We start from the raw sequence: 12987 nt of genomic DNA on the forward strand, positions 1-12987 counted from the left end.
TCAAATCATAAGCGGATAGGAAAATGGTCGCTCGACTTCGTAGACATACTGTGCAGCTGTAATTGCCACCGAGTAACTATGCTGGGGCGCAGCAGACTCCGTTCGCCTCACTACATATACTCAAAGTCAGTCGTCAACTTTAACCAACCAGGGGTAAACACCTGGCTGCCAAGGAATTTTGCTTACGCGTTGGTTGACATTGCCTAGCGGTCACCGCTATCGTTGCTCCTCTATAAAGTTTTTTCCTAATGTTTCGGGATGTGGTGATAGCGACTTTCGCAGCAATTTGCTTGACGCAGTTTATCAATCAGTGTGGCACCGCATACGAGCACCGGGACAGCACTTGGGCACGTACCGAAACGATATGATGTCCGGCCGGCGAACACGCAGCCGTCTTTCTGCCAACTATATGAGTTTCTTTGTTCCTCAGCAGTACGGCCAGTTTTTCGAAGAGGTGACCCAACGGTTCCGGCTCCTGATACGGAAGGGAGTCTTGTCTAAAATCGATGAGATCGTCCTCGACAAATGGCTGAGTAACTTCGTTTCGGCACAAGACAAGTATCTGGCTGCACGCATCCTTGATGGATTAATCTTTCGGTCTGAGCCGATGCTGTACAGCTCGATTGACCAGTTGCTTCAGTGCGTGTTGCCATCGCAACTGCGACAGTGGGATGCATACGGCGCCACGTGTATAGAGGAATTCCTGGCTTCGCTCAAAGCTGGGGAATCATCTCATCCGGTGAGGTTTGTAGCTATTGATCGCAGCTTTGCCAACGAAGAGCCGGGTAAAAGCGGTGACATCATCATCCGCCACCTGCGCCAGCATGGGCAGGTCGCAAGAACGTTGACGTGCTCGCCAGAGGCCATTTTGTCGCTGCCAGAGTCTGTGAAGGTGCTTATCTTCATTGACGACATTATCGGTTCTGGCAAACAGTTCAAGAAGTTCGCCAAATTCCATCGCCTCGACGAGCATGCGGCTCGGTTCCGGTCGCTTTACTGCCCCATGATGGCATACGACGATGGCGTCGCGGCTGTAAAGCTTGCCCATCCTTGGCTTTCGGTTAGCCCGATTGAGTTACTTAGCGCAAGACATCGGTTTTATTTTGCTGATCCGAAGAACGCCAATACGTGGGCAATGGACAGGGCCAACCTGCTTGCAGACGTACGTGAGCATGTCAACGGTATTGCGCTTGCTGCCGACATTCCTGTCGCGACGAAATACAGTCTGGAATTGCTGGTCGCTTTCGATCACTCCACGCCCAACAACACGTTGCCGTTGCTTTGGGCTCACTCTGACAAGTGGCACCCGCTGCTTACCCGCTAGGACCGCCCATGCAAGTCATAGCTGACGCTTTCCTCAATACACGCGCTGATCATCTTCCAGATGACCTATACAAGAATTTTATCGTTCCACCGTTTTTTCGGCGCATAAGCATCTTCACTGATCCACGTTCGGTGCGAATCCTGGGGGGCGTGGCTGCGGCAAGACCATGTTCATTCGCTACTTCTGCCACGCAACGACCTTTAGTCCCAAGCGGCTCAGCGTTGCCGATAGCGAGATCGGGGCATCGGCCTGTATTTTCGTCCCGACACCGGCTTTTGTGCCTTAATGAGTCCAGAGTGGCTAGGTGAAAGGGTGGCACGCCTTGCGTTTTCCCATTACGTCGCTCTGAGCCTCTTGCTCGAAGCGCGGCGGGCAGTAAGATCGCTCGAGAAAGCTAACTTGAGCGACGGTCCTCTGCCACTTGAAGGCGGTCATCTTGGACGTAGCCTCGTCAAGCTCCTTGAGCTTTCAGAGCCTTCACTGGATGCTCTTGAAACGCGTGTATGCGATCTTCTGGATGAACTTGAACTTTGGGTGCGCAATCCCCGACAGCGTCCTGAACCCACGTTTATTTCGTTTGCTTCAGTCATCCCAAAGTTGGGGGAAGATCTCAGCGGGTGGTCGGCGCGCATGACAAGCATCGCCTTTCGCTCATTCATTGACGAGTTCGAAAACCTGCAGCCGGCGCATCGCGAAGTGATCTGTGATGCGATCAAGCATCCGCATAAACGTCTTACCGTGCATATCGCTCACAAGCGCGATGCCGTCACCGACTTCAAAACCAGCAGCGATGAACGAATTGTCCTGCTGCATGACTTGCGGTCGATCGATCTGGAAGAAGTCCTGCAAACAGAATCCGAGTTCGAGCTTCTTGCAGCTGAGCTGTTTTTGCTTCGCTTACATGAAGCGAACGCGACCTTTCACTGCCCGATGTTCGATCCGGAGAAGCTGCATGACATCAAGGATCTCGAGTATCGTTTGTCTGATCAGTACCGAAAAGAAGTGCTCCGCTGCGTCAGGGAAATCCTCCCCGTCTTGTCGGCGCCTGAAATATCGCGGATTGTCGTCTCGGATGCTCCGTTACGCCGGCGCCTGCGCGACTACCTTCAAAAGGGCCTGCAGTTGCAAAAGGAAGAGCAACGATACACGCCGGACGATTTGATAAGCGATACCAGTCCAGAAGCCAGCATTGTCTTGGGAGCGCTCTTGAATCGCCGATCGCAAAAGGCGGTGGAGATCATTGCGCAGTTCCAGCAATCTACGCAGCCCGGCAAGGACAGAGCCGCTGACCCCTTCTATAAAGTGGGCGGATGGGTCGACAACAACCTTTATGGATGCTTATTCCACCTGTTCGCAGGCCTGCCGCGGCGTGCGAATATACTCTATGCAGGGTTCGAACGATACTGTCGCCTTGCCAGCCCGAATCTTCGGTTTTTTCAGGAGCTTTGCCACACCGCGCTACTCCTGGCGTTTCAACGTCAGAGCGCTGATCGGCTTGAAGGCCAGCTGCGGGTCGATCCTGAAAAGCAAGCCATCGCTGCAAAACAGGTATCCGAAGCATTGTTCCAGGACATTCTTGAGCTCGGCAGCCACGGAGCACGGCTACTTGAAATCGCTAACCGGCTCGGCCGCGTGTTCGAAGCGTTCAACCGCCGTCGCAGTCAAAGTGAGGCCGAGATCAATCACTTTTCGATCGACCAGGCTGATCAGCAGGACCTATCGCCTGTGTCGAAAGAGTTGATCAGAGAGGCCAAAGTATGGTCTGTCCTGTACGAGGAAAAGGATACGAAGAATAAGAGCGATTACGACGTCTCGCAGTCGGACCTTGTACTCAACAGGATCTACACGCCGCGCTTCAATATTAGCTACCGAAAACGCAAGAAGATCACTCTCCGGGCTGGCGAAGTAGACGTCATTTTTCTTCACTCCTCGGCGCAGTTCGAACTCTTGTTGAAGACCCTGGTCGAGCCGGACGATACCAATCGACCGCAAACCTCCGATAAGCTTTTCTAGGAGGGCGCATCCGTGCAATTTTTGCGTCAAGACATACTGACACCATCTGAGATCGAAGCGCTTGCTGGTTTCGACGTGTCTTTCCACGGGCTGAACGACATCGATGACCGTAGCGCTTATTCTGTCGAGCGAGCCAGGAGCGCCGCGAAGTCTTCGCACGTGGTCTCCTACGACTCCGACACATTTACCCTTAAGGTAGGTGACCACGCCTATAAGGCCGACTCGGTCATAGACCTGCCTCGCGACTTGCGAGCCAGCTCCGTCTTGCTGGACGCCACAACGCTCGAGTTTCCAGAGATTGTACTCATCCTTCACGCGTACAATAGTTTGCCACGCGGGAGGAAGCCGCGATGCGTCTTCATCTACACGGAGCCAGAGGGTTATACGAAGAAACCACCTGATGAAGTTATCACGCCCGGGGTTGCTTTCAACTTGAGCTCTCACTTCAAAGCGAAGAACCCTATTCCGCCTTACACCAGCATGTTCCGGGTCGATACGAAAGCGCGACTTATCGCTTTCCTTGGATTCGAAGGTAGCCGGCTTAGTCAGGTGCTAAACGATGAGGACGGCCATTACTATCACAAGGTGACGGTTGTTTTTGGCATGCCGCCTTTTCAGGCATCATGGGATTTGCACGCGCTGATGGCCAACTATCGCCTCCTACAACGCGAGAACACGTCAGTTCGCTACTGCTCGGCTAGCAATCCGCGCGCTGCCTACCGTCTACTTCACGAGGCGCATCATGCAAACATAGGAGGCGAGACCAACCGCCTGGCCGTCGCACCATTTGGCACGAAGCCGATGGCGTTGGGAGCGGCACTGTACTGTGTGGAAAATTCTGCGTTTCTTCGGATTGTCTATGACCACCCTGTACGACTAAAGGGACGGTCTTTCGGAGTCAATCGGACACACCTGTACGAGGTGGACCTCAACAGCTGATTTTTCGTCAGCTGCCAAGTACGGGCATCTGCATCAATGCGGATACCGTAAGATGCTTCGCGCATGCGCCTTTCGCGGCGGCCACGCGCCACTCGGTACCGACATCACTGCCAATCCACGATGCGATCCGGTCGACATATCGACTAGGGACTCGTACGCGATATACGGCTTCTGTGTACGGGCGACTGCCGGTGGCCACTAGGGCATGCCGGTCGAGGCATCGCGTCCCTACTCGCGGAACGAGAATATCTCCTCCGCAGGCGAGTTGGAAACTGCAAGTGTCGATGTGGTCGAACTCTACATTGCCGCCGCCTGGAGGGAAATCGCTCGTATGAAAGTGCGGCACCTCGAGATCGAGGAACTGATGGTGGGTTCGACTGCCGCGGATGATCGAAGCGCCAAGCTCGCGCATTGTAAAACTACCACTCTTAGCTTGCAACGACGCGGTAAGGTCTGCGAATTTGTGGTACCCAAGGTCGAGCCGTGCGGCGCCTACTTCAGGATGAATGGAGCGCTCTTCGGCAACGTCGAAATCCTGGCCTGCAAGACGTCCAACCTTCACAACACAGCGCCGCTTAGTGCGGCCGAACTTCGCAATGAGCATGTAGCTCTGCACTTCAGCCTTATTGCCGAACGTATCAATCGGAAGTTCGTAGCACAGCACTTCCGATGCGACGTCGATCAGGTTTTTCCTGAACGCGGCAAGCTTGACGTCAGCGGCGACAGCTGCGCTCACAATGAATCCGGCTTGGCCCGGCCGGCGCAGTCGAGCAAGCGATTCGAGGACAAAATAAAGATCGAGGTTTCCCCAACCGTTGACCAAGTATAGGCCCGGGCAAAGCGCGTCAATCCGGCGCAGGGCCGCGTCGGGTAATGCCATGCAGCCATACGGTGGATTGCCCACAGAACGCGTGAATACCTTGTCACCCAGCACCTTGGCTAAAACTTCCGGAATCAGGACATCGGCGTGCAGCAAATTGCGGACAAAAGCAGGTTGACATTGACCAATCAGGGAAAGGTCCTTCTCGACACCGATATAGGCCGATGGCGCATTTGTGCTCAAGCACGCGTCGAGCAGCCGACCTGTTCCGACACCAAGCTCAAGCCAGCTCTCATCCAGACCGCCGAGAAAATGCATCAGGCGGTGGGCGAGCGCCGGAGGAGTGAATACCTGGCCATGCTTCTTTCGATGTGATTTGACTGTTCGGTATCGCAAACTTGTTCCCGTTAAGCACTTTTTGGCAGCGTTATTGTACGTGCATCTAACACTCAATCACCAGTTCACCTTTCCTTTATTGCTGCCGCAACATTGGAACGAGGGTGAAAGGTATCACGTATCGCCAGTACACCACGCGGACGCAGGTATCGCCAGAAGCGTGACCATACGTATCGTTGCAACGCGGGAAGTGAACTACGTCGATCATCACAATGGAGTAACTCTTGTCGTCCTGAACGGTACGGGAAAGGCCCGCCGTCGGACGTTCGTCGAGGTAGATCCGGTTTCTCGTACGGACCCACTAGGCGGTCGGTGCATACGAAGCGGTCGAGTTCAGTATTGCACAGTGTCTAGGACGCGTAGACGTCGCACGGTGTTTCGGCTGACTAACTTCGAAGGCTGGCTGCGAGTATCTCACCGAGTTCGTCGCGAACTTTCCCAAGCAGGTCTTCGCAACACATCACGTCCCACTGCTTGAGATAGGCTAAGGCGATTAAAGTTAGTGGATGAACTTCTAACGGCACGACAAGGTCATCAATTTTTTGCAAAGTTGGTTGCTTAATGCCACGCTCAAGCTCGCTTATATAGGTACGGCCAGAGTGATGTGCGAAGTCTTCCTGCGTTAGCCCACGGGCAAGCCTTACCGCTCTGAACGCGGAACCAAACTGATTTTGTTGCTTCATGTTACTCCAATATTTGGAGCCCATGAAACTACATTGCATGCTATAGTGCTACACGCTATAGCGTGCGTTCTCGATGTTGCTTCATTGAAATTTTTGAGGGAGAAGGCTTGACAAGGTGTCCGCTTACCAATAGCGGCGGCTAGTCCAATCAACACACCGATCATTTGAATTGAGGCAAGTATTGACGTTTCGGATGTGCTCTTGCCACATTGTTGTTATGAGCTTCAGTACGATGACTCAGGGTAAGCCGACGTAGTTTTTGGTCCACCCTAACATCGTTAGCGCAAACGACTTTCTGGTGGTTGCGCATCCTGCTACACCACGTTCGCCCCTATGTCGCTGATTTCCTACGAAAGAAGTGATATGTCGAGCACACGATAGAACTCAGTCGCGTCATACTAACGAGATACACGCTGTCTGAAAAATATTGCGTACCAAAGCCGCGTTTGATGTTGAACATTGGCACTCTAATCGATCGACGCGCCCATAAATATTCCGCTCAAGGACCGACTTGTTTTACGCTTACAAAAGTTCGGAGGATAGCGATGGAATGGAAGTACTTCAGGCGCTGTGCAGCCAGCCCGGGTTGCGCAGCTATCCCTTCATCGAAATCCCCTTAAATACTCATTTATTTCATCTCGATGTTGCTCCCGTTGACGCTGGAAGCATGTGGCAACGTTTTATTTTCACTACGCTGGAAAATGTCTGGGAATTTCTTTTGGCAGAAGAGATCCGAGAATTTCGTATTTATATACAGACAAGACGAAAGACTGATGCGGACTATCAGTTGAAACGCATTGTCGAAATATCGAAAGGGTGCGCAAGTAGTGGTGAAACCGTCCATATATATTTATGTGAAAATGGTTCAATCGAGATCGGTGGTTTTAGTGGGTTATGTGAGAGTGATATTGTCAGGACGTCAAGTCTGTGGAGGGAAACGAAGTTAGATATCGAACGTTAGGACGAGCAGGTCAAGATTTATGATTTAAGAAGGACGTAATTGATTAGTTTTAATTGCCCGTTGATGCCACAGATTATACGGAGGTACAGAGAAGACACGTTTGAAATGGTGGTCAAAAAAATGGACGAGGTTCGATAATTTTTATTGGCCTGCCTTGCTAGTCACACTATGAAGAAAGTGGAAAAATTCTAGTGAATGGCCGCTAAGGAATATTTACTTTACTGGACGTAACGAAAAGTAAAAACATGATTGAAGCTGATAAGTACGAATACGAGAAAATACCGTCAGATTTTCCTCATCCTTTGTCATTAGGCGCAGTTCCCGGCACTCAGCCTAAAGTCTTGGTTAGAGAGTATGAAGGAAAATTCTATCCGTTAGGCTGTACTCCTCCTGAGGTGTACGAACGATGGCGGGATTTTGAAGAGGTCGCTAGTTTGTTAGCGTTTGAAGCGCAAAGATCGAAGACCGATAACATAACCCTCATGAGTGATATTGAAATGCTTTCACAGTATTTTGAAATCGTGAACCAAAAATCTTGGATATCCGAGGATGAGGCGAAGTGGATAATTCGGAGAGTTGGCCAAATATTGAGTTGGCCGGTGCCGATGTCAGTGTCCGCTTAACTTCGAGTAAAGCCGGAAGTATGATCGTTGGGGATGAGGATGAGGATGAGGGTGAGGAGCGAGGATCGAACAGATGAACGCGAGATCTCATAAAAAATTCTTTTATCGACGGCTCTTGCGAAGAATCGACCGAGAGGCGCTGGTGGCAGACGTGGCGATTGTTAAGAAAATCAAAGTCTGGCGTTTGATTAAACGTGATGTACTTCGCTTGTTCGGGAATAATCATTCGGCTGCATTGAACTGGTTAGTTACCCCAGCTCTTGCTTTGAGCGGAATGCGACCAGTTGACTTAGTAAATAATGGTAGGGTGCAATTGGTACGAGAGCATCTGACAAGGTTAGAGTACTGTGTCTATACATAATATCGATCTCGACGATTTGGCTCGAGGCTGCAGAGTGTTAGGAAAGTGTATTGGCTGAGGTAGAACTGTGCCGTGCCCTTGGTGAAGTCTTCCATTACTACCCTCCCGTCAGCGGCAACTAATGTTGGCGTCGTCGCCACGTACCGGCTCACCCTCTTGAAGTAGAGGGGGCTGACTGCACATAGCTTGCGCCTGAGCGCACGTTCGTCCGATACCCCAACGCTGCACGATTCTGCCGTTCCCTCGACGTTTGGCAAGCTTGGAGCACTAACGAAGCCTACTTGTTGTGCGAACAATAAGATCGTACACTGAGCCATATTAAATTCCTGCTATCGGTCTCTTGTGGTGAAAAGTCGAGAGGCAGATTTTTTGTCATTTCAATGCGGTCATGATATCTCGACCGGCTTACTTGATAATGAAGAGCTCTATATCGATTGAGCACCTGCAAGTTCAGATTTGAAGATATTCCGTCAGATTATGATCTCGTTGAGACATTTCAATAACGAACCTACTATGACGAACTCAAAAGTTTATTTGTACGCTACCACGACCGATTCGAGCGGCACCAAAGAATCGCTAATGGTGTCATTTCATAACCTCGTTGCAAGCTGGCCAGCCGCTTCTCTAAGCTTATTTAGTAATAAAATTATACCTGTCGTAGGTGTGCACAGTGATGTTGCACGTTGGGAGGTAGGTTTGTCTCTTAGTACAGAACAGGTAGTCGGTGATGCGGTCGAGAAATTAATAAATTTTGCAACCGATCTTGCGGAAAAAACCGGATGTGAATTTATCCTAGGCGTTTATGATCTAAAGAAAGATCAGCATGAGGACGTTTATGCCATTAATGCTTTCGGGCCGGAATTGATAAGCTCACTTTTCCATCTGAGTTATCTAGATGTAATCAGCTAGCTGAGCCATGCGAAACGAAAAGAGCATAAAAGCAGCGTTGTTAATATATCGCTTAATTCGATGCGACAAATACTGCGTCAATATGACTCCCTCATCTTATTGTACGCTTAGAGGGTATAGTCGAAATTAATAACCTAGCTGTGGCATGCTGTAGAAGTGTGGACGGAGTATGCCATGACAACGAAACATTACAGCAGTAAGCGCGTCATGCAGCTTAGGGGCAGGCCACGAGCGTTGAAGCTTGAGCATATCGCAGTTTGTGCGAAGTGACGAAGCGCTTCCGCTTTGTCAGTAGAGTATTGCAGATTGCAATGTTAGGGCAAGCCATCAATGCAGTGAAGAACAGGAGGAATCGATGAGCGTACCGTTGAGAGAAGGCGAGGATATGGGTGCTGAGCTTGACGGTTAAAGTGTCGTGGCACTTTCCGTTCCGCGTTGCAGAATTGCTGGAAGAAGGTTTGGCAGAAGCAGTGCAGATCCTTGCGAGCAGTACTACTTTCAAGGATCTTGCCGAATCTGCGGATAACGTGGCGCGATTAATTATCAGCCAAGCTAACCCGGGCGGCATTATGATAGAAGAACGTGTTAGCCACATGGCTACCGTCAAAAAAGTGTTCGAAGAAGGCGACTGGCTGACCGCGGAAGATATCAACGAGTTGCAGAAAAAGCCTCCATCGAAAAAGTCACTTCCTGCGAGCAATTGGAAGCGTCGCGGGCGCATCTTTAGTGTTTCGTACGGTAGGAAAAACTATTATCCTCGTTACCAGTTCGATGCGATGTATCAACCGCTGCCGATCATCAGCGAAATCCTGAAAGCGTATGGGGAATGTGCAGATACCTGGTCACTCGCAACGTGGTTCCACTTTCCTAATGGCTGGATCGTGAGGCAAGTGGGCGACGAGGTTATTTCTGTGGCCCCGAAAGACGCACTTGACCGGTCCAGTAACGTCATCAAAGCCGCCCAGAGTCGGAAGGGGACATATGTCGCATAGCTTTTTCGATTCCTTCCCCCGGAATCTATCGAGCAATTTACTGTCGGGACGCTAGATCCAAAAGTCTGATATTAAATCTGCCACATTCAGCTCCTTCCATCTCCAGCGTCAACGCTATTTAGCTTGATGATAGAATGGGCTATCATCATCAAATGAACTTCGAAGCCCGCTACCGTATGCAAACTAATCTGTACCGCAAGCCCGTGCGGCCCGTGCCGCTAGACTTGGCCGGCGTGTAAGGCCGTCGGCATGTGGTTGACGCTGCCCGGCGCGTAATGGCTACTCATGCCGACGTGCTCGCGGTCCTCGCAGAAGGTAAGGACCATGAAGAACCGCACTCGAGCAGCTTCAGGCCCAGCGTGCCGGTATGTCTTTTCCTTTTAAACTCACTACCGACGACCTAGCTTGGCTGAATGCTCGCCCGGTTGGGAGAGAATTTGGAAGCATCGCCCGTCAACATTCGATTCGTGAACCTGGTGCAATGAAAGGCACAATCAAAATCGCTGACGACTTCAATGCCCCTTTGCCGGAAGTTGTTCAAAGTGAATTTGATAAGTGATGACTGCGGACCAGGTTCCTAAAATTAATATCCGCACCTATAGCGTTTCGGCACCGAATTCGCCGAAAATTTTAGGTGAGTACTTAGGTAAAAGCATGACGAGATCCTTGTGCGATCCGCAACAAGTTGAAGTGCCCGCCACTGGAAGTAACGTAGGAATGTTGATTTCGGCCAAGCCTTTCATGCCTAGGGTGGGCGGAGGGTGGGTTGCCTAGTTCCAGCAGGACATCGTCCAGTGTAGTAGCACGACACTAAACACTACCGTGCGTGACGGTCCAGCGCTAGGGCGTGGGGAGAATTTCTGAACACCTTTGCCCCGGATAAAGCAGCGCCTGATCAAGGACACGGCACTCGTCTCCGTCATCACCGTGACGGAGTTGATGCTCGTGACGAAGGAACTGATCTCGGTGACATTTCGCCCGCTGCCGCTGTACGTGGCGGCGGCCGTCGTGTATTGGCTGCTGAGCCTGTTCTTCGAAGCGGTGCAGCGGCGCGCGGAGCGGCATTTCAACCGCGGCCACAAATGAAAAACGGCGCCGCGGCGCCGTTCGAGCTTACATGTTCGGGTAGTTCGGCCCGCCGCCGCCTTCCGGCGTGACCCACACGATGTTCTGCGTCGGGTCCTTGATGTCGCACGTCTTGCAGTGCACGCAGTTCTGCGCGTTGATCTGCAGGCGGTCCTTGCCTTCGTCCGTCTTCACGAATTCGTACACGCCGGCCGGGCAGTAGCGCTGTTCCGGACCCGCGAACTTCGCCAGGTTGATCTCGACCGGCACGTTCGGATTCTTCAGCGTGAGGTGGATGGGCTGGTCTTCCGCGTGGTTCGTGTTCGAGATGAACACGGACGACAGGCGGTCGAACGTCAGCTTGCCGTCCGGTTTCGGATAGGCGATGGGCTTGAAGTCGGACGCCGGGCGCAGGCATTCGTGGTCGGCGTGGTGGTGGTGCAGGGTCCATGGCGCCTTGCCCCTGAACAGGATCTGGTCGATGCCGACCAGGATGGAGCCCAGGACCAGGCCCTTACTGACCAACGGCTTGAAGTTGCGCGCGGCGTGCAGTTCTTCGTGCAGCCACGATTGTTCGAAGGCGACCGGATAGCTCAGCAACTCGTCGTGCTGGCGGCCCGCGCCCAGTGCGGCGTAAGCGGCCTCGGCCGCGAGCATGCCCGTCTTAATGGCGGCGTGGCTACCCTTGATGCGGGGCGCGTTCAGGAAGCCGGCGTCGCAGCCGATCAGCGCGCCGCCCGGGAACACGGTCTTCGGCAGCGACTGCAGGCCGCCCGCCGTGATGGCGCGCGCGCCGTACGAGATGCGCTTGCCGCCTTCGAAGAATTGACGGATCTCCGGGTGCGTTTTATAGCGCTGGAATTCCTCGTACGGCGACAGGTAAGGATTCTGGTAGCCGAGGCCGACGATGAAGCCGACGACGACCTGGTTGTTTTCCAGGTGGTACATGAACGAGCCGCCGTAGGTGTCGTTGTCCAGCGGCCAGCCGGCCGTGTGGACCACGAGACCCGGCTTGTGCTTGGCCGGATCGATTTCCCACAGTTCCTTGATGCCGATGCCGTAGGTCTGCGGATCCTTGCCCTTGTTCAGGTCGTATTTCGCCATCAGCTGCTTGCCGAGATGGCCGCGCGAGCCTTCCGCGAACAGCGTGTATTTCGCGTGCAGTTCCATGCCCAGCTGGAACGCGTCCGTCGGCTGGCCGTGGCGGTTGACGCCCATGTTGCCGGTGGCGACGCCCTTTACGGAGCCGTCGTCGTTGTACAGGATCTCGGCGGCCGGGAAGCCCGGGAAGATCTCGACGCCCAGCGCTTCCGCCTGCTGGCCCAGCCAGCGCACGACATTGCCCAGCGAGATGATGTAGTTGCCGTGGTTCTTCAGCGACGGCAGCATCATGAGGTCCGGCGTCTTGATCGCCTTGGATTCGGTGAGGAACAGGAAACGGTCTTCCGTGACGGGCGTGTTCAGCGGTGCGCCCAGTTCTTTCCAGTTCGGGAACAGTTCATTCAGCGCGCGCGGATCCATCACGGCGCCCGACAGGATGTGCGCGCCCAGCTCGCCGCCTTTTTCCAGCACGCAGACCGACACGTCCTGGCCCTTGTCGGCCGCCAGCTGCTTCAGGCGGATCGCGGCCGACAGGCCTGCGGGACCGCCGCCGACAATGACGACGTCGTATTCCATTGCTTCGCGGGGGCCGTATTCTTCAAGGAGGGAGTTGGGCTGAGTCATGTCTTATAGTAGTTAAAAATATTTAAGCACGAGTGTGCACTTTTTTGCGCTCGTTGGCAACGTCGAGCGCCATTGTAGGGCAACTATTAGACGCGGCAATCTAATCGGCGTGAAATAGGTGAAGTGTGTAATCATTATGACTTCGCAACAGAATTAAGTTCGGAGACAGGGGGCGT

Annotated in this window: 12 protein-coding genes and 1 pseudogene; 9 read left to right on the forward strand and 4 right to left on the reverse strand. The window is 52.8% G+C overall.

The window, feature by feature from the left end; all coding sequences use genetic code 11:
* Positions 1–364: 364 nt before the first annotated feature.
* The 3 genes from P0M04_RS21245 (at position 365) to P0M04_RS21255 (ending at position 4276) form a co-directional block, all read left to right on the forward strand.
* Positions 365–1324 (forward strand): phosphoribosyltransferase-like protein, encoded by a 960-nt coding sequence (locus P0M04_RS21245; RefSeq protein WP_259447134.1) that lies wholly within the window; start codon positions 365–367, stop codon positions 1322–1324.
* A gap of 285 nt (positions 1325–1609) precedes the next feature.
* Positions 1610–3337, forward strand: coding sequence for an ORC-CDC6 family AAA ATPase (locus tag P0M04_RS21250; RefSeq protein ID WP_443098682.1), 1728 nt, complete (start codon positions 1610–1612; stop codon positions 3335–3337).
* 12 nt (positions 3338–3349) lie between these two features.
* Entirely contained in the window at positions 3350–4276 is a 927-nt protein-coding gene (locus tag P0M04_RS21255; protein WP_259447132.1) for a hypothetical protein, read from the forward strand.
* 7 nt (positions 4277–4283) lie between these two features.
* Here P0M04_RS21255 and P0M04_RS21260 read toward each other — a convergent pair whose 3' ends face one another.
* The 3 genes from P0M04_RS21260 to P0M04_RS21265 all read right to left on the reverse strand — a co-directional run bounded on the left by P0M04_RS21260 (position 4284) and on the right by P0M04_RS21265 (position 6175).
* Positions 4284–5414 (reverse strand): hypothetical protein, encoded by a 1131-nt coding sequence (locus P0M04_RS21260; RefSeq protein WP_259447131.1) that lies wholly within the window; start codon positions 5412–5414, stop codon positions 4284–4286.
* 154 nt (positions 5415–5568) lie between these two features.
* Complete coding sequence (locus P0M04_RS32910) at positions 5569–5772, reverse strand: diguanylate cyclase domain-containing protein (RefSeq protein ID WP_371877237.1); 204 nt, start codon at positions 5770–5772, stop codon at positions 5569–5571.
* 106 nt (positions 5773–5878) lie between these two features.
* On the reverse strand, positions 5879–6175 hold the full coding sequence (locus P0M04_RS21265) for a helix-turn-helix domain-containing protein (protein ID WP_259447130.1): 297 nt from the start codon (positions 6173–6175) through the stop codon (positions 5879–5881).
* Between the two features lie 550 nt (positions 6176–6725).
* On the opposite strand from P0M04_RS21265, the gene P0M04_RS21270 reads away from it, so the two are divergent.
* The 6 genes and pseudogenes from P0M04_RS21270 to P0M04_RS21290 form a co-directional block, all read left to right on the forward strand.
* Positions 6726–7136: a hypothetical protein gene (locus tag P0M04_RS21270; protein ID WP_259447129.1), complete on the forward strand. Its 411-nt coding sequence runs from the start codon at positions 6726–6728 to the stop codon at positions 7134–7136.
* Between the two features lie 245 nt (positions 7137–7381).
* Entirely contained in the window at positions 7382–7759 is a 378-nt protein-coding gene (locus P0M04_RS21275) for a hypothetical protein (RefSeq protein ID WP_259447128.1), read from the forward strand.
* A 73-nt stretch (positions 7760–7832) separates the two neighbouring features.
* Positions 7833–8120, forward strand: coding sequence for an antitoxin Xre/MbcA/ParS toxin-binding domain-containing protein (locus P0M04_RS32915; RefSeq protein ID WP_371877202.1), 288 nt, complete (start codon positions 7833–7835; stop codon positions 8118–8120).
* A gap of 513 nt (positions 8121–8633) precedes the next feature.
* On the forward strand, positions 8634–9029 hold the full coding sequence (locus P0M04_RS21280; RefSeq protein WP_259447127.1) for a hypothetical protein: 396 nt from the start codon (positions 8634–8636) through the stop codon (positions 9027–9029).
* A gap of 389 nt (positions 9030–9418) precedes the next feature.
* Positions 9419–10021: a hypothetical protein gene (locus tag P0M04_RS21285; RefSeq protein ID WP_259447126.1), complete on the forward strand. Its 603-nt coding sequence runs from the start codon at positions 9419–9421 to the stop codon at positions 10019–10021.
* Positions 10022–10912: 891 nt separating this feature from the next.
* Positions 10913–11107, forward strand: a pseudogene (locus tag P0M04_RS21290) (ABC transporter permease); the annotation flags it as partial.
* Positions 11108–11134: 27 nt separating this feature from the next.
* On the opposite strand, the gene P0M04_RS21295 reads toward P0M04_RS21290, so the two are convergent.
* Positions 11135–12811 (reverse strand): electron transfer flavoprotein-ubiquinone oxidoreductase, encoded by a 1677-nt coding sequence (locus P0M04_RS21295; protein ID WP_259447125.1) that lies wholly within the window; start codon positions 12809–12811, stop codon positions 11135–11137.
* Positions 12812–12987: the final 176 nt, after the last annotated feature.

It is taken from the genome of Telluria mixta (genome assembly GCF_029223865.1).
Lineage (GTDB): Bacteria > Pseudomonadota > Gammaproteobacteria > Burkholderiales > Burkholderiaceae_D > Telluria > Telluria mixta.